At 54.6% G+C, this 23407-nt stretch carries 9 protein-coding genes and 6 rRNA genes; 13 read left to right on the top strand and 2 right to left on the bottom strand.

Going from position 1 to position 23407, the window contains the following annotated elements:
• The first annotated feature begins 648 nt into the window (after positions 1-648).
• The 11 genes from OZX64_RS00505 (at position 649) to rrf (OZX64_RS00555) (ending at position 17994) form a co-directional block, all read left to right on the top strand.
• Positions 649-2171 (top strand): 16S ribosomal RNA (locus OZX64_RS00505).
• A 423-nt stretch (positions 2172-2594) separates the two neighbouring features.
• A 23S ribosomal RNA gene (locus OZX64_RS00510) occupies positions 2595-5661 on the top strand.
• Positions 5662-5821: 160 nt separating this feature from the next.
• A 5S ribosomal RNA gene (gene rrf / locus OZX64_RS00515) occupies positions 5822-5938 on the top strand.
• The 16S, 23S and 5S rRNA genes sit together here, the layout of an rRNA operon.
• A gap of 360 nt (positions 5939-6298) precedes the next feature.
• Positions 6299-6739, top strand: a complete 441-nt coding sequence (locus OZX64_RS00520) for a GNAT family N-acetyltransferase (protein ID WP_277173014.1) — start codon at positions 6299-6301, stop codon at positions 6737-6739.
• Between the two features lie 225 nt (positions 6740-6964).
• Positions 6965-7228: a type II toxin-antitoxin system Phd/YefM family antitoxin gene (locus OZX64_RS00525; RefSeq protein WP_277156667.1), complete on the top strand. Its 264-nt coding sequence runs from the start codon at positions 6965-6967 to the stop codon at positions 7226-7228.
• The gene (locus OZX64_RS00530) at positions 7225-7488 is read left to right on the top strand and encodes a Txe/YoeB family addiction module toxin (RefSeq protein ID WP_277173016.1); all 264 of its coding nucleotides are present in this window, start codon (positions 7225-7227) and stop codon (positions 7486-7488) included. The genes OZX64_RS00525 and OZX64_RS00530 overlap by 4 nt, the downstream gene beginning before the upstream one ends.
• 469 nt (positions 7489-7957) lie before the next feature.
• Positions 7958-10615: an AAA family ATPase gene (locus OZX64_RS00535; RefSeq protein WP_277173019.1), complete on the top strand. Its 2658-nt coding sequence runs from the start codon at positions 7958-7960 to the stop codon at positions 10613-10615.
• Positions 10612-12174, top strand: a complete 1563-nt coding sequence (locus OZX64_RS00540; protein WP_277173021.1) for a hypothetical protein — start codon at positions 10612-10614, stop codon at positions 12172-12174. The genes OZX64_RS00535 and OZX64_RS00540 overlap by 4 nt, the downstream gene beginning before the upstream one ends.
• Positions 12175-12635: 461 nt before the next feature.
• Positions 12636-14158, top strand: a 16S ribosomal RNA gene (locus tag OZX64_RS00545).
• Between the two features lie 425 nt (positions 14159-14583).
• Positions 14584-17683 (top strand): 23S ribosomal RNA (locus OZX64_RS00550).
• Between the two features lie 194 nt (positions 17684-17877).
• Positions 17878-17994: ribosomal RNA gene (gene rrf, locus OZX64_RS00555) — 5S ribosomal RNA — on the top strand.
• Positions 17995-18572: 578 nt separating this feature from the next.
• Here the strand turns inward: rrf (OZX64_RS00555) and OZX64_RS00560 are convergent.
• Together OZX64_RS00560 and OZX64_RS00565 are read right to left on the bottom strand one after the other, a co-directional pair.
• Complete coding sequence (locus OZX64_RS00560) at positions 18573-19628, bottom strand: alpha/beta hydrolase (RefSeq protein ID WP_277173022.1); 1056 nt, start codon at positions 19626-19628, stop codon at positions 18573-18575.
• Positions 19604-19963 (bottom strand): transcriptional regulator, encoded by a 360-nt coding sequence (locus OZX64_RS00565; protein WP_277173024.1) that lies wholly within the window; start codon positions 19961-19963, stop codon positions 19604-19606. The genes OZX64_RS00560 and OZX64_RS00565 overlap by 25 nt, the downstream gene beginning before the upstream one ends.
• 493 nt (positions 19964-20456) lie before the next feature.
• Between OZX64_RS00565 and OZX64_RS00570 the strand changes: the two genes are divergently transcribed.
• Both OZX64_RS00570 and OZX64_RS00575 read left to right on the top strand, forming a co-directional pair.
• Complete coding sequence (locus OZX64_RS00570; RefSeq protein ID WP_277173026.1) at positions 20457-22100, top strand: FTR1 family protein; 1644 nt, start codon at positions 20457-20459, stop codon at positions 22098-22100.
• Between the two features lie 326 nt (positions 22101-22426).
• Positions 22427-23074 carry an iron transporter gene (locus OZX64_RS00575; protein ID WP_277173029.1) on the top strand — a complete coding sequence of 216 codons (648 nt, stop codon included), beginning with the start codon at positions 22427-22429 and terminating at the stop codon, positions 23072-23074.
• Positions 23075-23407: the final 333 nt, after the last annotated feature.

A 23407-nucleotide genomic window follows, 5' to 3' on the forward strand; every position in this document is an offset into this window, starting at 1 on the left:
CGGCGGGTCATGCGCGGTACTGCACGTCAGGCGGTATCGGGCGGACGTACGCCTGGAACGTGTGGTGCGTAGAGCGCTGCAAGGCCGCAAGCCGCTTGTAGGTAAATAAGGAATTGCCATTGCCGTGCGTTGACCCGTCTCAATAGCTGAGACAAGTTCATTGGGGAGGGGAAATGAAAAAGGCTTTGTTTGCCGGTACTTTGCTTTGACACGCCGTAAAAAGGAATTAAGTCGATTTGATTCTTGATAGTAAGGGTCTAAAATAACGCGTAAAGGTGCAGAGACACCTGAAGTGACACGCCGAAAGAATCGCATCATTGCAACGGTTCTTAAGGTTTTTGCGCCCTTCGACTTGCGCGATATCGGATTGTCGCGTATATTTACATCTTGCTGCTCAACACGACAGCTTCTCTTCCAAGAGTTAAGTTGTTTGTTGGTGTGGTGGTGGTTTGAGAACTCAAGAGTGTGTCTGTACTACTTTTTATATGTAAAGCTTTTTTTGATTGCCAGTCCGGCGCGTGCCTCGTTTTCGGGGTGTCCTAGGGGGCTTAATTCGTGTCGGGGTTTTTAGTGTGGACCATTCCCCCTTATGGAATGGTTCCGTCAATTATTATTATGAGAGTCGTTGAACGGCTTTTCTGCAAGTTTTTTGTGGAGGGTTCGATTCTGGCTCAGGATGAACGCTGGCGGCGTGCTTAACACATGCAAGTCGAACGGGATCCGGAGTGCTTGCACTCCGGTGAGAGTGGCGAACGGGAGAGTAATGCGTGACCAACCTGCCCCATGTTCCGGAATAGCTCCTGGAAACGGGTGGTAATGCCGGGTGTTCCGCGTGATCGCATGTGATCGCGGGAAAGGGTTACCGACATGGGATGGGGTCGCGTCCTATCAGCTTGTTGGCGGGGCAACGGCCCACCAAGGCTTTGACGGGTAGCCGGCCTGAGAGGGCGACCGGCCTCATTGGGACTGAGATACGGCCCAGACTCCTACGGGAGGCAGCAGTGGGGAATATTGCACAATGGGGGGAACCCTGATGCAGCGACGCCGCGTGCGGGATGAAGGCCTTCGGGTTGTAAACCGCTTTTGTTGGGGAGCAAGCGAGAGTGAGTGTACCCTTCGAATAAGCACCGGCTAACTACGTGCCAGCAGCCGCGGTAATACGTAGGGTGCAAGCGTTATCCGGATTTATTGGGCGTAAAGAGCTCGTAGGCGGTTCGTCGCGTCTGGTGTGAAAGCCCATCGCTTAACGATGGGTCTGCGCCGGATACGGGCGGGCTTGAGTGCAGTAGGGGAGACTGGAATTCCCGGTGTAACGGTGGAATGTGTAGATATCGGGAAGAACACCAATGGCGAAGGCAGGTCTCTGGGCTGTTACTGACGCTGAGGAGCGAAAGCGTGGGGAGCGAACAGGATTAGATACCCTGGTAGTCCACGCCGTAAACGGTGGATGCTGGATGTGGGGCCCATTCCACGGGTTCCGCGTCGGAGCTAACGCGTTAAGCATCCCGCCTGGGGAGTACGGCCGCAAGGCTAAAACTCAAAGAAATTGACGGGGGCCCGCACAAGCGGCGGAGCATGCGGATTAATTCGATGCAACGCGAAGAACCTTACCTGGGCTTGACATGTTCCGGATCGCGGCAGAGATGTCGTTTCCCTTCGGGGCCGGTTCACAGGTGGTGCATGGTCGTCGTCAGCTCGTGTCGTGAGATGTTGGGTTAAGTCCCGCAACGAGCGCAACCCTCGCCTTGTGTTGCCAGCACGTTATGGTGGGAACTCACAAGGGACCGCCGGGGTCAACTCGGAGGAAGGTGGGGATGACGTCAGATCATCATGCCCCTTACGTCCAGGGCTTCACGCATGCTACAATGGCCGGTACAACGGGATGCGACATGGCGACATGGAGCGGATCCCTTAAAACCGGTCTCAGTTCGGATTGGAGTCTGCAACCCGACTCCATGAAGGCGGAGTCGCTAGTAATCGCGGATCAGCAACGCCGCGGTGAATGCGTTCCCGGGCCTTGTACACACCGCCCGTCAAGTCATGAAAGTGGGCAGCACCCGAAGCCGGTGTCCGAACCCTTGTGGGCGGAGCCGTCTAAGGTGAGGCTCGTGATTGGGACTAAGTCGTAACAAGGTAGCCGTACCGGAAGGTGCGGCTGGATCACCTCCTTTCTACGGAGAATTCAGGATGCTGTTTGGCATCCGGTGTCGGACGCGCCGGGGATGTTCCCCGTCCGTGTCCTGCTGGTGTGGAAAAGATCAGAAACATTCGGCTTTGCTTTTGGTGAAGTGGTGCGGGCATGCTTTTGGGCTCCCGGATCGCCACCCCGACCTTTGGTCGGTGCGATTCGATGCCTTCCGCGGGTGGCGTTCCCTTGATGGGTCGTCGGATGCGGTCGTGCGTGGTGGCTTGAGAACTGGATAGTGGACGCGAGCAAGATATGATTCTTGCTTTGTTAGATGCAATTTTTAAGACCGGTCTCCGATTTTCTAATTGGGGATTTGGTCGATCGTTTTGTGATCATTTTAGTGTGATGATGTGTTGTCCAGAGTTTTTCGCAGTGGTCCTTGCGGCATGCATTCCTTGTGTGGGTGTGTGTTGCTGGTAAGGGCGTATGGTGGATGCCTTGGCAGACAGTACCGATGAAGGACGTGTGGGGCCGCGATAGGCCTCGGGGAGCCGCCGACAGGGCTTTGATCCGAGGATTTCCGAATGGGGGGACCCGCCGGCCGTATGGGCCGGCACCGCATTCGTGCGGGGGGTACGCAGGGAAGTGAAACATCTCAGTACCTGCAGGAAAGGATATTCCGTGAGTAGTGGCGAGCGAAAGCGGATCAGGCCAAACCGGCCGCGTGTGATAGCCTCCAGGCGTTGCGCGGCGGGTGTTGTGGGGCCTGGTGCCCGGATGCTGGAGCGTCCGGCGGAAGTCATAAAGCGGCGTGCTAGGCGAACGGGATTGAATTCCCGGCCGTAGAGGGTGATGGCCCCGTAGCCGGTCGCGCGCTGCCTTCCGATCCAGGTTCCCAAGTAGCACGGGACTCGTGGAATCCCGTGTGAATCCGCCCCGACCGTGGGGTAAGCCTAGATATGACTGTCTGACCGATAGCGAACGAGTACCGTGAGGGAAAGGTGAAAAGCACCCCGGGAGGGGAATGAAATAGTTTCTGAAACCGTGCGCCTACGAACCGTCGGAGCCTCCTTGTGGGGTGACGGCGTGCCTATCGAAAAATGAGTCTGCGAGTCAGTGGCAAGTGGCGAGGCTAACCCGTCGTGGGGGAGCCGTAGCGAAGGCGAGTCTCAAAAGGCGTTTGAGTCGCTTGTCCTGGACCCGAAGCGGGATGATCTAGCCCTGAGCAGGTTGAAGCGCGGGTAAGACCGCGTGGAGGACCGGACCCACCTAGGTTGAAAACTGGGGGGATGACTTGGGGCTAGGGGTGAAAGGCCAATCAAATTCCGTGATAGCTGGTTCTCTCCGAAATGCATTTAGGTGCAGCGTCGCGTGGTTCCACCGGGGGGTAGAGCTACTGGATGCCTGAGGGCGCGTATCGCGTACCGACGGCAACCAAACTCCGAATACCCGTGTGGTAGAGCGCGGCAGTGAGTCGGCGGGGATAAGCTCCGTCGTCGAAAGGGAAACAGCCCAGATCGTCGTCTAAGGTCCCGAAGCGCGTGCTAAGTGGGAAAGGATGTGGAGTCGCATAGACAGCCAGGAGGTTGGCTCAGAAGCAGCCATCCTTGAAAGAGTGCGTAACAGCTCACTGGTCTAGTGGTTCCGCGCCGACAATGTAGCGGGGCTCAAGCACGCCACCGAAGACGCGGCAGTGCCTTTTGGCACTGGGTAGGAGAGCGTCCCGTACGGGGTGAAGCGGCAGCGTAAGCTCGCCGTGGACCGTGCGGGAGCGAGAATGCAGACATGAGTAGCGAGAGACGGGTGAGGATCCCGTCCGCTGGATGACCAAGGGTTCCGGGGCCACGTTCATCGTCCCCGGGTGAGTCGGGTCCTAAGGCGAGGCCGACAGGCGTAGTCGAATGGACGAACGGGTCGATATTCCCGTACCGGCGCAGGACCGTCAAGACCGAAAGTCGGGTACTAACCTCCCGCTCCGCGGATGCCTCCCTTCGGGGTGGCTGATGCGGTGTGGTTGGGACAGACCTTCCGGTAGGCCAGCGCAGGAGTGACGCAATGGAAGAGCCGGCCGCGGCGGTGGTAGTCCGTGGCCAAGCGTGCAGCCGGTGTCGTAGGCAAATCCGCGACACAATACGGCGAGGCGCGATGGTGGGGCCCGTTGGGGCCGAATCCGGTGGTTTCCGTTGCCGAGAAAAGCTTCGGCGCGAGGTGCTGCGGCGCCCGTACCGCAAACCGACACAGGTGGTCAGGTAGAGAATACCAAAGCGATCGAGCGAATCCTGGTCAAGGAACTCGGCAAATCACTCCCGTGCCTTCGGTATAAGGGAGACCCCTTGGGGTGAACCGCCTTGCGCGGGGAGCCTCGGGGGGTGGCACAGACCAGGGGGTAGCGACTGTTTACCAAAAACACAGGTGCATGCGAAGGCGCAAGCCGCTGTATATGCACTGACGCCTGCCCGGTGCCGGAAGGTTAAGAGGATCCGTCATCCCGACTCGTTCGGGGGCAGCGGTGAATTCAAGCCCCGGTAAACGGCGGTGGTAACTATAACCATCCTAAGGTAGCGAAATTCCTTGTCGGGTAAGTTCCGACCTGCACGAATGGCGTAACGACTTCCCCACTGTCTCGACCAGGAGCTCGGCGAAATTGCAGTACGAGTAAAGATGCTCGTTAAGCGCAGAAGGACGAAAAGACCCCGGGACCTTTACTATACCTTGGTATTGTCATTAGGTGGAAACTGTGTAGCATAGGCGGGAGGCTTCGAAGCGGTGGCGCCAGCCATCGTGGAGCCGCAAGGTGAAATACCGCTCTGTCTCCATTTGATGTCTAACCTCGACACGTCATCCGTGTCAGGGACAGTGCCTGGCGGGTAGTTTAACTGGGGCGGTTGCCTCCCAAAGGATAACGGAGGCGCTCAAAGGTCCGCTCAGCCCGGTTGGCAATCGGGTGTTGAGTGCAATCGCACAAGCGGGCTTGACTGTGAGACTGACGGGTCGAGCAGGGACGAAAGTCGGAGATAGTGATCCGGTGCCGGCGCACGGGCGCGGCATCGCTCAACGGATAAAAGGTACCCCGGGGATAACAGGCTGATCATTCCCAAGAGTCCATATCGACGGGATGGTTTGGCACCTCGATGTCGGCTCGTCGCATCCTGGGGCTGTAGCAGGTCCCAAGGGTTCGGCCGTTCGCCGATTAAAGCGGCACGCGAGCTGGGTTCAGAACGTCGTGAGACAGTTTGGTCTCTATCCTCTGCGCTCGTTGGAATATTGAGGAGACCTGCCCATAGTACGAGAGGACCTGGGTGGACGAACCTCTGGTATGCCGGTTGTCGCGCCAGCGGCACGGCCGGTTGGCTACGTTCGGAAGGGATAACCGCTGAAAGCATCTAAGCGGGAAGCCTGCTCCGAGATCAGTATTCCTTGAGGCTTCGAGCCTCTGTAGGCCCCAGGTCAGAACACCTGGTTGATAGGCCGGACGTGGAAGCCCCGCGAGGGGTGGAGCCGACCGGTACTAACGGCCGAAAGGCAATCACACTCCAACCATCGCGGTTGGGCGTGGGGATTCCTCTGCGAATGACATTCGGGCGACACTAGCGCTGGAATGGCACAACTCGATATGCATCAGACACGCGTCCGCTTTCCGGTTCCCGAGCCGCCACATGCCGCGGTCCCCCGGGACCGTGATAACATAAGATTTGCGGCGGCCATAGCCCAGGGGAGACGCCCGGTCCCATTCCGAACCCGGAAGCTAAGGCCTGGCACGGCGATGGTACTGCACCCGATAGGGTGTGGGAGAGTAGCCCGCCGCCGCATCACACTTCACAAAGGGGAAGGCCTCATGGCCCTCCCCTTTTTCGTATGCCCGCGCACACCCGCACGGCCCCGCGGGCACGGGCGTGCAGGCCGCCGGGCACACGCGGCGGGCCGGCGCCGCGCGGGCACGCACGGGACGGGGGCACGGCAGGCCGGACACCCGCCGGCGGCCGTCCCCCCGGCCCGGTCCCGCGCTTCGCCGCCGTCCCGCCGTTCCCCGGCCGGAGGCCCCCGGCCATGCGGGACCCGCAAGAAAACACGGTTTCCCCTACCGCCCGGGCAGGTGGCTGAGTTAAAAATTTTGCAGTTGCAATCGCCCAGGTACATCTTGTCGGAACCTGCAGAAGCTAACATTGCACTATGACAGTAGCGCTGCGCAAGATCGACAAATCGAATTTCTATCAAGTCCTTGACTTGCGTCGTCCTCAAGGCGAGGATTATGTGGCTTCCAACAGCGTTTCCCTCGCCGAGGCATGGCTCTATAGGGATGAGCACACTGTCCATCCTTTTGCAATCTATGACGATGACGTCTTGGTGGGCTTTGCCATGACCCATGACGATTGGGATCACAGAATTTGCGATATCTGGCGGATAATGATACCCGAAGAATATGTGAACCATGGGTATGGCTCACATACGCTGGAACTTTTGGCTCAAAAAGCGAAAGCTGCCGGTATGGTTCGCTTGCGTTTAAGCTACGTACCTGGCAATGCCATGGCCGAACACGTATATGCCAAGGCGGGTTTCACTGCTACCGGTGAGATAGATGACGGTGAGATCGTCATGGAGAGGCCCTTGTAGCTTTTATGTTTCATGGTAGAGCCATGGATGCAGGCGGGTAGTGTAGACGTTGTGTTGTGAGATGCCGAAAGATTTTTCAACCGTCTTGTTTGCACTCCAACTTCATGCTGTGGATTTCGCAATGAGTACCATTGTTCTGTACTCGTAACGGATATGTTAGACTCTCTATAAAACGTACACGAATAGCGTACGTTAATGGAAACAAGATTTATTGCAGGTGAAAATATGGATACGTATACACCAACAGCGGCCAGAAAAAACCTCTATCAGATTCTCAAAGACGTTAATGTCCAGCGCAAGCCCGTGGTGATTTCTCCAGCGCGGGGAAACAAGGATGAGGAGGCTGTAGTCGTCAATCGAGCGGATTGGAACTCGATGATAGAGACGCTGTATCTGGAAAACACTGGTACGTTGGCTACTGCAGAAAATCGACGTGCGGATAACTCTGGAACCACGGATATCGACGATATCGATTGGGATATGCTGTGACCTACCGAGTAGCGATCAAAAATTCCGCCAAAACCGATCTCAAAAAACTCAAGCGTTCACATCTCCAGCAATCGTTCATGCAGGTGGTGGCGGATTTGGAATCCGACCCCTACCAGCCGACCCAATCATTTGAAAAGCTTCAGCCTGCCAGTAGAGGTTTGTATTCGCGTAGGATCAACAGCCAGCATCGTGTGGTCTATGATGTTGATGATCGGACCAAGACGGTGACGATTTATGCTGCTTGGAGCCATTACGAATAAAAGCAGACGAGGGTTTAACAGATCTTGACAGCGTGGTTGGGACTTTTCTGTTCGACCGATATGACAGGCAGCGTGGCCAAACCGTTCAACGGTTGAACCGGAATGCAGATTGGTCGAGGCGATGAGTTTGCAGCTTTCTCGTTTGATAGGGCTCTTCTGTCTTTAGGTATTCGATGAGCTGATTACTGGTCAGGTGTGGTTTCATATTTCGATTGGAACGATGGCTGCGAAAGGTCTCAAGGAAGCGAACATAATGTCCATTATCGGCTCTTCTGGAGAGCGGATGAATAATTCTTCTGTATAGCTCTCAGTTTGAGAAGCAGATTTTTAAATATGGGATTAAGGTGTAAATAGGAAATTTTCATTTTGAACAAGGTGCTCATTTTTGTGACTTGAGATAGTGTAATCAAAGAAAATAACCTGTTGTAATATTTTTAGTCATAACAGAATCCAGCAAGGGGTAAAGCTGATGTCGAACAATCAAATTGATACTTGGACGAGTTTTTATGGTGAGCTTTCGTCTAAACTTGAGCAATATCAAAATAAACGGGTTGATTTGGCAAGGCATATTACCAATATTTATGCATCTTTGAAGGAGCAGAACTGGGAAGGAACTGACGAGAGCAGACATATACAGGGGGATATCGATCCGTTCACAGTATTCAATCTGTTTAACGGCTCGAAAGCGATGAAGACGCGTAAACAGTTCATGGGTGCATTGCGTCAAGAGCTGGGTCTGAAGGCTAAAGTACCTGAAAGTCTTAATGGTATCCCAATCCGGCATATCGGAGTGCCGACATTTTACAACGATCAGCATCAAAGACGAAGCTGGGAAATTGATCAGTTGTGGCACCTGTTTACCGTGGCGCGTAAGTTGTCCTCCGGGGCTCATCGAACCGACACGCAAGTAGAGGAGTTCATACAGGCGTTCAATGATGTGAAGCGAATTAACAGGATGGGATGGAATCTTTCCACGGGGTTGAGCTGGATTCAGCCGTACTACTTTATCTCATTGAACCAATATAACCGCAAATTCATATTGTCTGAACGGAACGGATTCGATGAAGCTGCCAAGCGCATACGGGATTGGGGCAATGTTCCTGATGGCCCTGATGGCAAACAGTATCTTGCGTTCCGTGACGATTGTGCTAAAACAATCGAAAAGGTCCCCAATCGGTATTCTAACTTTGCGGATTTGACGTATCAGGCATGGAAAGCTCACGTCTCTCCCCATAAATCTCAGTTGTCTGAGCCGCATCAGTCCGCGTCTTGGATTCCGTTCTATGAAGAATTGGCTGATAAACTCTTGCCATTTCACTCTAATCGGGGCACGTTCTCCACCGCGGGCTCGCTTCTCGGACATATCCGGCATGCCTTCGATACGCTTCAGGAGGGTGGAATCGGGCTACCGAAACTTGAAAATGATTGGAATCCTACGGATATAGATCCCTTTACGGTTTTCGGTACTTTTAATAAGAAACTAAGCGAATCACATCAATGGATGATAGCTGAGGCGTATAAAAAAGAATTTGGCGTGAAAGCCGATGTACCCCAATCGTTTGAAGGTATACCTAAAACCAGTAACCAGCAGGCGACGTTCTATCTGTTTCAGGATACCAGACCTCAGAATGAGATAGATAGTTTCTGGGAACTGTTCCAGCGAGGTATCGAGCTGGCGAGAAACAATGATGAAGTGAGTCGGTCGGCGTTCATCGAGGCGTACGATTCAGCCAGAATTTTCAGGCTTATTAAGTGGAGGCTAACGATTGGATTGTATTGGATACGGCCAAATACATTTGTCAGCCTTGACGACAAGACCCGAAACAGTATAGAAAATGGGAGCTTAGGGCCAGAGTGTTCACGTCTCATTCGTAGTTGGAATGGTGCCAGACCGACTGGCGAACAGTATTTGGAACTATGCGAGGCATCTCAAAAAGTCATCAATAGCGACGTCAGTAAGTATTCGTCATTTTCTGATGTTGTTGGTGAAGCATATGAGGCATCAAGACATAAATCGTCGGATACAAGTACTGGCGCCGAAACATTCTCAGACGGAGCCATGTCTACTGACGATGGAGACGGCGGTGTCCCAATAGCCGACGGGTCTATTGGAGCAGAAAGCGCAGAATCCAGTAATCCCAACGGGAAAGGTGGCAAGGGCCCGATAGATATCGACGAAGATGGAACCGACGAACAAGACAGGGTTGTCAACCCGATGGTTGACGACATTGTCGATTTATTGACGAAACACAATTTCCCGAACATTATCCTTCATGGCGCTCCGGGTACAGGTAAGACTTATCTGGCTAAGCAAGCTGCTGCGAAGATCATCAAGGTCGACGATATCAGGGCGCTCGCGGAAACGCAGCAGTTCGGTTTTGTGCAATTTCATCCCAGTTATGACTACACGGATTTCGTGGAAGGGCTGCGGCCAGTCATTTCGTCAACGTCACAGTCTGGTTTTGAATTGCGCCCTGGCGTTTTCATGAAATTCGTTGATCAAGCGCGCAAAGACGAGGACAATCCTTACGTTTTTATCATTGATGAGATCAACAGAGGTAACATTTCTCGAATTTTCGGTGAATTGTTCTTTACGCTGGATCCTGGTTACCGCGGGCCCAAGGGACGGGTAAAAACGCAGTATGCCAATTTACATGACGATTGCAGAAAGGCCAAGGCGTCATATCAATTCAATGAGTGGTTCTGGATTCCTAAGAACGTATATATTCTCGGTACGATGAACGATATTGACAGGTCAACGGAGAACATAGATTTTGCTATGCGTCGCCGTTTCCGGTTCAAACAGGTCGATGCGGAATCGAGCAGATTCATGTTGGAACCTGACGAACAGGATGAAGACCAAACGGTAACCAGGAAAAAACAGGCTTTGGCGGGAATGAACGCATTAAACCATAAGATTGAAACCCAGCCTGGATTGGGTAGAAGCTATTGTCTTGGTGCCGGATATTTTAAGGGCGTTGCAGCGGGTGATGAAGAATTCGACGATCTGTGGCATTATGCGTTGGAACCGTTGTTGAAGGATTACCTTTACGGTGTTGCCGCCGAAGGTGTCTTGCAGGAGTTCCACAGTGAATACCTCTCTGCTGTGAATAGTGCGAAACAATGACAGATCCGGTGCAGAGACCTGAGGATGCCAAGCAGGGCAATTATACGCAGATTGAGCTTGCCGACAATAGCATTGTTGCCGATTCCGTTCAATTGTCTGGCAGCGAGTTGGTGAAAAACATTGGTAACCGTACCTTGAAAAATCTCTCTGATAACACCGGTAATACGGAATTCAGCGCTTCTGGCATATATCGTGTGAAGCGTCCCAATCGTCTTTTTATCGTTTCGGGAAGACTAGGAAAGTACAACGATCTCGAAGAGACCAATGTTGTTCTGAGAAAGATTGACGGAAAATGGAAGACGGGGAATGTTATGGGTTTCCTTGGCTACAAGGATGAGCGGCTCACCATAACCTCTCGTTTTCTCAAGGAATCGGACGAGGGGGAGCTTGGGAAACCCTCGAGGGACTATTTCCTGCAGTACATGTTGCAGAAAGTGCTCGGTTGGAAACAGAACCTGGTCAATCTATTGGCGAACGATGACAGAAATGCTCAGATATTTGATTTGCTATTGCTTTTGTTCCCGCAAAAGCTGCATCAAGCATTGCTGAAAGGCTCCTATCGTGAATATGTGAGGAAAGAGCATAACGACACTTCGGTACGAGGCGTCCTGACATTCAATGAATACATCAAGTACGACGCCCACCAACACCCTGACCGAATATGGTATAGGACATCCGAATTGAGCCCGGATAATGACTTGATGCAGTTGATACGTCATACGATAGAAGTCATTAACAGTTTTTTCGGTGAGCTTGGACGGGCAGTGTTGTCCGATTATCGTGTCGTGCAGGATATAAAAACGGTACGGATGGAGACTAATCCGTCATATAACCGGTGTCGGCGAGATGAGCTTATCAAGCGCAACAAGGCCAAAACGGTTCGCGGTAGCTATGCCGTTGAAGAATATTTTGATTTGAAGGAGTTGTGCATTGCTATCCTTGAGCACCGTAACGTGGGGCTTGCGGGTCGTGATGATGACGAATTGAGTGGTGTTCTGTTTGACGGAGCATGGCTGTGGGAGGAATACATCAATAAGCTGTTTCAAGAGAATAAAACGTTGAAGGGCAAGATGTTTCATCCGGAAAATCGTACAAAGAAAGGACAGCAAAAGCTGTTTGCCAAAACCAAAGGTGTCCCGCGAAAGGTTGGAGAAATATATCCGGATTTCATCAGCAATGACGGGCGCACAGTCATTGATGCAAAGTACAAGCGTACTACTGGGATATACGGCCGTGATTATCAGCAAGTACTGGCGTATATGATTCGCTTTGGCGCAGAGCATGGATATTATGTGCATCCTTTGGAAGTTGGCGAAAAAGAAGAAATAGTGACGATGAATGTACTTAAGGGAATCGACACGAGTTGTTGTACCGACGGTACCGCGCTTAACCCGGATACGGATATTCAACAGGTGTGGGTAAAAAAGGTCGGTCTTCGGATACCGAGGAATGCTGAGGACTATGAGTGCTTTTGCAATCTGATGAAAGAGGAAGAAAGGAAGCTGATAGATGGGATATTGCACGACAGTGATGGGGATGGAAATGAGAATGATGGATGATGCAGAAAGAGTTTCAAAAAAAGTGTGGCCATAACCATTGTCTTTTGATAATTTTTTATATATTGAAAACTAAGAAGATTGTTGTAACGCTAAACAGATGGAATTTCGACACGCCGAAGAAACGTTGAAATTTCACCGAATATTGACCTTTTGTTCGAATGCGACTTGCGTAAGTGAGACACCTCGTGTAAGTTATCTACTTGCTGCCTGACGGCGACAACAAATCTTCGAGATTGATTGAAGTTGTTGGTGTGGTGGTGGTTTGAGAACTCAAGAGTGTGTCTGTACTACTTTTTATATGTAAAGCTTTTTTTGATTGCCAGTCCGGCGCGTGCCTCGTTTTCGGGGTGTCCTAGGGGGCTTAATTCGTGTCGGGGTTTTTAGTGTGGACCATTCCCCCTTATGGAATGGTTCCGTCAATTATTATTATGAGAGTCGTTGAACGGCTTTTCTGCAAGTTTTTTGTGGAGGGTTCGATTCTGGCTCAGGATGAACGCTGGCGGCGTGCTTAACACATGCAAGTCGAACGGGATCCGGAGTGCTTGCACTCCGGTGAGAGTGGCGAACGGGAGAGTAATGCGTGACCAACCTGCCCCATGTTCCGGAATAGCTCCTGGAAACGGGTGGTAATGCCGGGTGTTCCGCGTGATCGCATGTGATCGCGGGAAAGGGTTACCGACATGGGATGGGGTCGCGTCCTATCAGCTTGTTGGCGGGGCAACGGCCCACCAAGGCTTTGACGGGTAGCCGGCCTGAGAGGGCGACCGGCCTCATTGGGACTGAGATACGGCCCAGACTCCTACGGGAGGCAGCAGTGGGGAATATTGCACAATGGGGGGAACCCTGATGCAGCGACGCCGCGTGCGGGATGAAGGCCTTCGGGTTGTAAACCGCTTTTGTTGGGGAGCAAGCGAGAGTGAGTGTACCCTTCGAATAAGCACCGGCTAACTACGTGCCAGCAGCCGCGGTAATACGTAGGGTGCAAGCGTTATCCGGATTTATTGGGCGTAAAGAGCTCGTAGGCGGTTCGTCGCGTCTGGTGTGAAAGCCCATCGCTTAACGATGGGTCTGCGCCGGATACGGGCGGGCTTGAGTGCAGTAGGGGAGACTGGAATTCCCGGTGTAACGGTGGAATGTGTAGATATCGGGAAGAACACCAATGGCGAAGGCAGGTCTCTGGGCTGTTACTGACGCTGAGGAGCGAAAGCGTGGGGAGCGAACAGGATTAGATACCCTGGTAGTCCACGCCGTAAACGGTGGATGCTGGATGTGGGGCCCATTCCACGGGTTCCGCGTCGGAGCTAACGCGTTAAGCATCCCGCCTGGGGAGTACGGCCGCAAGGCTAAAACTCAAAGAAATTGACGGGGGCCCGCACAAGCGGCGGAGCATGCGGATTAATTCGATGCAACGCGAAGAACCTTACCTGGGCTTGACATGTTCCGGATCGCGGCAGAGATGTCGTTTCCCTTCGGGGCCGGTTCACAGGTGGTGCATGGTCGTCGTCAGCTCGTGTCGTGAGATGTTGGGTTAAGTCCCGCAACGAGCGCAACCCTCGCCTTGTGTTGCCAGCACGTTATGGTGGGAACTCACAAGGGACCGCCGGGGTCAACTCGGAGGAAGGTGGGGATGACGTCAGATCATCATGCCCCTTACGTCCAGGGCTTCACGCATGCTACAATGGCCGGTACAACGGGATGCGACATGGCGACATGGAGCGGATCCCTTAAAACCGGTCTCAGTTCGGATTGGAGTCTGCAACCCGACTCCATGAAGGCGGAGTCGCTAGTAATCGCGGATCAGCAACGCCGCGGTGAATGCGTTCCCGGGCCTTGTACACACCGCCCGTCAAGTCATGAAAGTGGGCAGCACCCGAAGCCGGTGTCCGAACCCTTGTGGGCGGAGCCGTCTAAGGTGAGGCTCGTGATTGGGACTAAGTCGTAACAAGGTAGCCGTACCGGAAGGTGCGGCTGGATCACCTCCTTTCTACGGAGAATTCAGGATGCTGTTTGGCATCCGGTGTCGGACGCGCCGGGGATGTTCCCCGTCCGTGTCCTGCTGGTGTGGAAAAGATCAGAAACATTCGGCTTTGCTTTTGGTGAAGTGGTGCGGGCATGCTTTTGGGCTCCCGGATCGCCACCCCGACCTTTGGTCGGTGCGATTCGATGCCTTCCGCGGGTGGCGTTCCCTTGATGGGTCGTCGGATGCGGTCGTGCGTGGTGGCTTGAGAACTGGATAGTGGACGCGAGCAAGATATGATTCTTGCTTTGTTAGATGCAATTTTTAAGACCGGTCTCCGATTTTCTAATTGGGGATTTGGTCGATCGTTTTGTGATCATTTTAGTGTGATGATGTGTTGTCCAGAGTTTTTCGCAGTGGTCCTTGCGGCATGCATTCCTTGTGTGGGTGTGTGTTGCTGGTAAGGGCGTATGGTGGATGCCTTGGCAGACAGTACCGATGAAGGACGTGTGGGGCCGCGATAGGCCTCGGGGAGCCGCCGACAGGGCTTTGATCCGAGGATTTCCGAATGGGGGGACCCGCCGGCCGTATGGGCCGGCACCGCATTCGTGCGGGGGGTACGCAGGGAAGTGAAACATCTCAGTACCTGCAGGAAAGGATATTCCGTGAGTAGTGGCGAGCGAAAGCGGATCAGGCCAAACCGGCCGCGTGTGATAGCCTCCAGGCGTTGCGCGGCGGGTGTTGTGGGGCCTGGTGCCCGGATGCTGGAGCGTCCGGCGGAAGTCATAAAGCGGCGTGCTAGGCGAACGGGATTGAATTCCCGGCCGTAGAGGGTGATGGCCCCGTAGCCGGTCGCGCGCTGCCTTCCGATCCAGGTTCCCAAGTAGCACGGGACTCGTGGAATCCCGTGTGAATCCGCCCCGACCGTGGGGTAAGCCTAGATATGACTGTCTGACCGATAGCGAACGAGTACCGTGAGGGAAAGGTGAAAAGCACCCCGGGAGGGGAATGAAATAGTTTCTGAAACCGTGCGCCTACGAACCGTCGGAGCCTCCTTAGTGGGTGGGGTGACGGCGTGCCTATCGAAAAATGAGTCTGCGAGTCAGTGGCAAGTGGCGAGGCTAACCCGTCGTGGGGAGCCGTAGCGAAGGCGAGTCTCAAAAGGCGTTTGAGTCGCTTGTCCTGGACCCGAAGCGGGATGATCTAGCCCTGAGCAGGTTGAAGCGCGGGTAAGACCGCGTGGAGGACCGGACCCACCTAGGTTGAAAACTGGGGGGATGACTTGGGGCTAGGGGTGAAAGGCCAATCAAATTCCGTGATAGCTGGTTCTCTCCGAAATGCATTTAGGTGCAGCGTCGCGTGGTTCCACCGGGGGGTAGAGCTACTGGATGCCTGAGGGCGCGTATCGCGTACCGACGGCAACCAAACTCCGAATACCCGTGTGGTAGAGCGCGGCAGTGAGTCGGCGGGGGATAAGCTCCGTCGTCGAAAGGGAAACAGCCCAGATCGTCGTCTAAGGTCCCGAAGCGCGTGCTAAGTGGGAAAGGATGTGGAGTCGCATAGACAGCCAGGAGGTTGGCTCAGAAGCAGCCATCCTTGAAAGAGTGCGTAACAGCTCACTGGTCTAGTGGTTCCGCGCCGACAATGTAGCGGGGCTCAAGCACGCCACCGAAGACGCGGCAGTGCCTTTTGGCACTGGGTAGGAGAGCGTCCCGTACGGGGTGAAGCGGCAGCGTAAGCTCGCCGTGGACCGTGCGGGAGCGAGAATGCAGACATGAGTAGCGAGAGACGGGTGAGGATCCCGTCCGCTGGATGACCAAGGGTTCCGGGGCCACGTTCATCGTCCCCGGGTGAGTCGGGTCCTAAGGCGAGGCCGACAGGCGTAGTCGAATGGACGAACGGGTCGATATTCCCGTACCGGCGCAGGACCGTCAAGACCGAAAGTCGGGTACTAACCTCCCGCTCCGCGGATGCCTCCCCCTTCGGGGTGGCTGATGCGGTGTGGTTGGGACAGACCTTCCGGTAGGCCAGCGCAGGAGTGACGCAATGGAAGAGCCGGCCGCGGCGGTGGTAGTCCGTGGCCAAGCGTGCAGCCGGTGTGTCGTAGGCAAATCCGCGACACAATACGGCGAGGCGCGATGGTGGGGCCCGTTGGGGCCGAATCCGGTGGTTTCCGTTGCCGAGAAAAGCTTCGGCGCGAGGTGCTGCGGCGCCCGTACCGCAAACCGACACAGGTGGTCAGGTAGAGAATACCAAAGCGATCGAGCGAATCCTGGTCAAGGAACTCGGCAAATCACTCCCGTGCCTTCGGTATAAGGGAGACCCCTTGGGGTGAACCGCCTTGCGCGGGGAGCCTCGGGGGGGTGGCACAGACCAGGGGGTAGCGACTGTTTACCAAAAACACAGGTGCATGCGAAGGCGCAAGCCGCTGTATATGCACTGACGCCTGCCCGGTGCCGGAAGGTTAAGAGGATCCGTCATCCCGACTCGTTCGGGGGCAGCGGTGAATTCAAGCCCCGGTAAACGGCGGTGGTAACTATAACCATCCTAAGGTAGCGAAATTCCTTGTCGGGTAAGTTCCGACCTGCACGAATGGCGTAACGACTTCCCCACTGTCTCGACCAGGAGCTCGGCGAAATTGCAGTACGAGTAAAGATGCTCGTTAAGCGCAGAAGGACGAAAAGACCCCGGGACCTTTACTATACCTTGGTATTGTCATTAGGTGGAAACTGTGTAGCATAGGCGGGAGGCTTCGAAGCGGTGGCGCCAGCCATCGTGGAGCCGCAAGGTGAAATACCGCTCTGTCTCCATTTGATGTCTAACCTCGACACGTCATCCGTGTCAGGGACAGTGCCTGGCGGGTAGTTTAACTGGGGCGGTTGCCTCCCAAAGGATAACGGAGGCGCTCAAAGGTCCGCTCAGCCCGGTTGGCAATCGGGTGTTGAGTGCAATCGCACAAGCGGGCTTGACTGTGAGACTGACGGGTCGAGCAGGGACGAAAGTCGGAGATAGTATGAGTGCAATTTACACAAGCGGGCTGATCCGGTGCCGGCGCACGGGCGCGGCATCGCTCAACGGATAAAAGGTACCCCGGGGATAACAGGCTGATCATTCCCAAGAGTCCATATCGACGGGATGGTTTGGCACCTCGATGTCGGCTCGTCGCATCCTGGGGCTGTAGCAGGTCCCAAGGGTTCGGCCGTTCGCCGATTAAAGCGGCACGCGAGCTGGGTTCAGAACGTCGTGAGACAGTTTGGTCTCTATCCTCTGCGCTCGTTGGAATATTGAGGAGACCTGCCCATAGTACGAGAGGACCTGGGTGGACGAACCTCTGGTATGCCGGTTGTCGCGCCAGCGGCACGGCCGGTTGGCTACGTTCGGAAGGGATAACCGCTGAAAGCATCTAAGCGGGAAGCCTGCTCCGAGATCAGTATTCCTTGAGGCTTCGAGCCTCTGTAGGCCCCAGGTCAGAACACCTGGTTGATAGGCCGGACGTGGAAGCCCCGCGAGGGGTGGAGAACACCTGGTTGATAGGCCGGACGTGGAAGCCGACCGACCGGTACTAACGGCCGAAAGGCAATCACACTCCAACCATCGCGGTTGGGCGTGGGGATTCCTCTGCGAATGACATTCGGGCGACACTAGCGCTGGAATGGCACAACTCGATATGCATCAGACACGCGTCCGCTTTCCGGTTCCCGAGCCGCCACATGCCGCGGTCCCCGGGACCGTGATAACATAAGATTTGCGGCGGCCATAGCCCAGGGGAGACGCCCGGTCCCATTCCGAACCCGGAAGCTAAGGCCTGGCACGGCGATGGTACTGCACCCGATAGGGTGTGGGAGAGTAGCCCGCCGCCGCATCACACTTCACAAAGGGGAAGGCCTCATGGCCCTCCCCTTTTCGTATGCCCGCGCACACCCGCACGGCCCCGCGGGCACGGGCGTGCAGGCCGCCGGGCACACGCGGCGGGCCGGCGCCGCGCGGGCACGCACGGGACGGGGGCACGGCAGGCCGGACACCCGCCGGCGGCCGTCCCCCGGCCCGGTCCCGCGCTTCGCCGCCGTCCCGCCGTTCCCCGGCCGGAGGCCCCCGGCCATGCGGGACCCGCAAGAAAACACGGTTTCCCTACCTTTGAAAACCCCACACCTGCAAAGCACGGGACTCGACGGCAAGATCCCTCGCACGACGGAGTCTTCCCGTGAAAGAATTCCTGCGCGAATTCCATCGTCTCGATGTTATTGCGGGTACGGCGGCGCGGCTGCGCAGAACCGACAAATTTTAGCCGAGCGGGCTTCGTTAGCTGTCCTTAGACATCGCCTATGAGGGCCCCGCCCCGCAACAAAAGAGCGGAATTTGACCTCTGCATTCCTTCTCGGTATTGAAAAGAAGATTTTGGAAATACCGTCCAGTCGTCATCTTGGCATTAGCCGGATATGACTTATTTTAGATAAACAGTGAAACTATGATTTGATTTATATTCGGTAAAGGAACAGCAATGTTCATTTTGATTAGCGAAGAAATTCTTGATGCCATATCTGAAGCCGTCTAGCAGGAATGTTGTCGCTTCTTCAGAGACTCTGGCATGGGGTACCAGCGCATCGAAGACATGGAACGCACCCGGAAAAACGCGAAACCTCGTCTCCACGCCCGCGGCGGCCAGACGATCCATATAGGTGACCGTTTCATCGTGGAACGGTTCGATATCGCCTACACAGCTCAACGTTGGGGGAAGCCCGCTTAAATCTTGAGCCCTGGCTGGAGCGGTATACGCCGGTACATTGCCGGTAACTCTTCGCTTCCCCAGATACATATTCCAGGACAGGCGGTTCGAAGCTGTGTTCCAGACAGGGGCATCGCTGTCGCACGAGCTCGGGGTCTCTCGGTCGTCAAGCATCGGGCAAATTGGTACTTGGAACGCGATATTGACGTCTTTCCGGTCCCGTGCCAAAAGACTCACCGCGGCTGTAAGATTGCCGCCTGCGCTGGCTCCTGCGACAATCAATTGGTCTGGGCGCGCACCCAGCTGCTTGGCGTGGTCTTTGAGCCACAGCAGTGTCCAATAGCAATCCTCAAGAGCTGCAGGATACGGCGCTTCTGTGGATTTACGGTAGTCTGGAGCTACAAGAACGGCATTGGTGGCGTCCACAATCTTTTCAAAATAAAAGGCTTCAAGTTCCGGGGATTCAAGGGCGAATCCGCCTCCATGTATCCAAAGGATGCCAGGAACCGAAGTCGAGGACGAATCTGCATTGGCGGCCTTGCCAGTAGTTTTTGTCTTTGGCCGGTAGATACAGATACGTAGATCGGTGCCGTCGGGTCTGCGAAGATGCCGCTGTTCATAATGCAAATGTGTATAGTTGACGCCGTTCAGCAGACGTGTTGCCATATTTGCCCAACGGATTGAAGTAGGGGTGAAATATGGCAGAACGCGCCGGATTATCTTCCCCGTGCTTCGCAGTTCGGGGTCTATCATCTCGTCGCTGATGTGTGCCATTCCTCGCCCCTTATTGGAGATATGCCAAGTGATATCCGCTCGTTCATCAAATAAATATAACTTGGCATATTGATTGTGACTTGTTTCTTTGAAGAAGATGATTTGTCCGTTGCAGACTTCAACAAAACCTGAAGATTATGCAGATACGTTGCAAACGCGTTCCTGCCTGTCGAAGTCGCTGAAACGTAATCACCGGCTTCCTGCCCTCGAAGGTTTTGTTGATGGAAACGTAACCGGCTTCCTTCAACTTGGGTCAGGTGAACCGAGAGATTGCCGTTGGCCATATTCAGAAGCTGCTTGAGTTTTGAGAACGACAAGGATTCGTCGTTGTCCAAAACTGGTCAGTGTTGGATACGATGCCAAAAAATATTGAAATTTCGGGGTTTGTAGCATAAAACAATTTAAAAAACAAGTCTTTTTTTCTTTGTGGTTTTCCTTTACTCTGTAGTCATTGCGGCACAACACTGTCGCAGAACAGAGTGAAGCGGAGCGGCAATGCGTGTGAAGGCGGGACTGACCAAGTTTGTGGCACTGTTGCCATTGCTGGCGGTGGCGGCGATGATCGCATCGCTATTGGTGCCACAGAATTCTGCAATTGCAGCGGATAACAAAGCCTCAAATTCTGTAAGCTCGGATGCTTCGCAACATTCAAATCTACGAGCTGAAACAGGTCAGCTAGTACAAATTAACCAGACAGCTCCAGAATACCCGTACTCCAATGGAACAGAAGCGACTGAGAATCAGGCAAAATCCAGCGGTTTTGCGTTCGCGACGGGTGCTTTTCTGCCTGATACAAGCCTTGAGAATCAGGGACATTCAGTGCGGCCTGTGGCGGATAGCGTTACGGCGGAAGATGACACCTGGAGCGGGGTGGCCAAAGAGCTTGGTAAGGGGCTTACACAGGTTGGCAGCACTTACGCTTCCGGGGACAAGGCTACGGCTGCCTCGCAGATGAGTGCGGTTTCGACCAGATATACCGCCTCCAACTTCGGCAGGGCTGTGCAGGAAACGCTTGGTGCTGATCGCCAGCAGGGCGAGATGAGCCAGTTCCAGTCCGTACAGCAACTGACGTATGGCGATGGGCATGGCGCCGATCTTGGCTCGCAGATTGCCGCGCTTTCCAACGAACTTAATACGGCTGCCGCACAACTTGACGCCAGCCCGAATCTCGCCAAGCCTAAGGCATATGCGGCTCGGATTGAGCAAACGGTCAAGGCGCAGCGCAAAGTCCTGCAGAAGAACAAGAAGACCAAGTTCTACGGTAAGGGGAGCCGCACCTGGCTTCAGGTGGCCGGGCAGATGGGCAAGGTCATCGATCAGGGCGTTGCCGCAGCCAAAGCCGGCGACGGTGAAAAAGGTTCCGATAAGGTGAACGTCGCCTACTACCAGTACTACGAAAAGCTCGGGTTCGAGAAAAACGTGATGAACGCGATTTCCGGCTCGCGCGTCTCCTATATGGAAAGCTGTTTCAAGGAACTGCGCAAAGCCATGATACGCGGGGATGCGCCGGCGAGTATCAAAAAACAGGCCAATGAGCTCAAGGCCAATCTCGTTGTCGACGCCAAAAAACTCGACGGCGGAGCCGAGGCCCAAGTCAACGGCGCCACGAAATTCGCCACCAGCTCCATCGGCCAGTCGTTCCTGATTCTGGTACGCGAAGGGCTTGAAGCACTGCTCGTGGTCGCGGCCATTATCGCCTACATGCTTAAAAGTGGCAACAAGAAACTGGTGCGTTGGATCTATCTCGGCGTCGTTGTCGGGCTCATCGGTTCGGGGCTGATGGCGGTGCTCTTCGCGGTGTTCTTCAACGGCAACGGGCCGCAGCAGGAGATCATGGAGGGCGTGGTCGCGCTGATCGCGATGCTCATGCTCATCTACACCAGCAACTGGATGCTTTCGAAATCCGATACCGAGGCGTGGAAGTCTTATATCGGCAGCAAAACGAAGAAGGCGATTTCGAATGTCGCGGCGGCTGATTCACTGACGTTCGCCGGGGTGGTATCACTGGCCATGCTGAGCTTCCTGGCGGTCTTCCGCGAGGGCGCCGAGACGGTGATGTTCTATCAGAGCGTCTATTCGATGACGAAGGATTCGCGCGGCATGTGGATTGGCGGCTTGGCGGCTGCGGTCGTGCTGATTATCGTCTTTGTGCTGATTCGCTTCACTTCCGTCCATATCCCGTTGCATCCGTTCTTCCTGATCACGTCGGTATTGTTGGCCGTCTTGGCCGTTACGTTCGCAGGTGGCGGCGTGCATTCGCTCATCGAAGGAGACGCCGTCAACGGAACGTATCTGGCAAGTATGCCGACCAACGAATGGCTTGGGCTCTACCCATATACAGAAACCATCGTCGCGCAGATTATTGCCGCCGTGGTGATTATCGGGTTGTTCGTCGTTTTCGGTATTCGCAAGCACCGCGAAAAGGTGGCGAAAAGTGCCGGATCTTCTGATTGCAAGGAGGCGTTGGCATAGATGAGAAAACGGAATATCGCTGCGGGCACGGCCCGTATCGTGTGGTTTGCGATTGCGGATATCCGGCACTATTGCAGGCAGACGATCAGCATGACAGCGGTTAGTGGCTTGATCATAATGCCGGCTCCAACGGTTCCGGGAGCAAGCGGTGAACAAAATCGTTCGGCACACATAGACGTTCGACAGATGACGGATATTCCCCTTACAGGGAAAGCTGCGATATGGCTTGGCGCGTATTGATTGAGCGGTTGCCGAATTCGTCTTATACAACTGCGGACAGAAACAAAACAGAGTAACAACCATTACACAACAAATAGGAGAAAACAATGAAGAAAAGCAAACTCACCGGCCTGCTGACCGCTGTGGTCGCCGGGGCGCTCGCGTTCTCGTTGGCCGCGTGCGGGTCGAACGGCTCGGGCTCCGCTTCCGGATCGGGCGACAAGGGCAAGGCCAGCTCGTCATCCTCGCAGAGCGCCCAGAAGAAGGCCAACAGCAACGGTGCGAAGTTCGAGGAGATTCCGATCGGACACGACCAGCAGATCTTCCCGCTCAACATCGCGACCGTCTACTTCCAGCCGGTCGACATGTACCCGCAGGGGATGGGCCTTTCTGCGGCCGAGTCGAACCTGCACCTCGAGGCCGACATCCACGCGTTGAAGGACAACAACCTGGGCTACGGCACCGGCGACTTCATCCCGAAGCTTACCGTCAAATACCAGATTCAGGACAAGAACGACCCGAACAACAAGCAGGACGGCACGTTCATGGAGATGAACGCCGACGACGGGCCGCACTACGGCGCGAACATCAAGCTCGACAAGGCCGGGCAGTACAAGCTCACCTACACCATCTACAGCCCCGAAACCAACGGCTGGACGCTGCACGTCGACCCGGATACCGGCGTCAAGGGACGTTTCTGGACCAAGCCGATCGTGGCGAGCTTCGACTGGAACTACGTCGTGCATCAATGGTGACTGCTTCTGCAGATAACTAACTGACGTGGTGGGGCGATATGTATTGTGTTCAACACGCTCCGGGCCGCTCAGGCCAAGTCTTTACGGTTTCACACAACACATATCGCCCCACCACTCAACGGATCTAATTCACTACGAGATGGATGTTCACCATGATGTAAAGCGACTGGAGCGGATAAAAATAGTTTTTGCTTGGTTGCGAATGTTTTTAACTGACGTAACGTTTAGCTCGCGAAGATTTAGCAGTTTACGTTTATTCCGTATTGCTATCTCATTTAATTGTTAATGCTAATGATTCGTTGGTTGAGTAGTTGTCTGGGAATATGCTTGCTG

The organism is Bifidobacterium sp. ESL0704 (assembly GCF_029392075.1).
GTDB lineage: Bacteria > Actinomycetota > Actinomycetes > Actinomycetales > Bifidobacteriaceae > Bifidobacterium.

Bases quoted from the DNA above. Each gene is read 5' to 3' on its own strand.
- OZX64_RS00520 (WP_277173014.1), top strand. From the start codon at position 6,299: ATGACAGTAGCGCTGCGCAAGATCGACAAATCGAATTTCTATCAAGTC.
- OZX64_RS00525 (WP_277156667.1), top strand. From the start codon at position 6,965: ATGGATACGTATACACCAACAGCGGCCAGAAAAAACCTCTATCAGATT.
- OZX64_RS00535 (WP_277173019.1), top strand. From the start codon at position 7,958: ATGTCGAACAATCAAATTGATACTTGGACGAGTTTTTATGGTGAGCTT.
- OZX64_RS00540 (WP_277173021.1), top strand. From the start codon at position 10,612: ATGACAGATCCGGTGCAGAGACCTGAGGATGCCAAGCAGGGCAATTAT.
- OZX64_RS00560 (WP_277173022.1), bottom strand. From the start codon at position 19,628: ATGGCACACATCAGCGACGAGATGATAGACCCCGAACTGCGAAGCACG.
- OZX64_RS00575 (WP_277173029.1), top strand. From the start codon at position 22,427: ATGAAGAAAAGCAAACTCACCGGCCTGCTGACCGCTGTGGTCGCCGGG.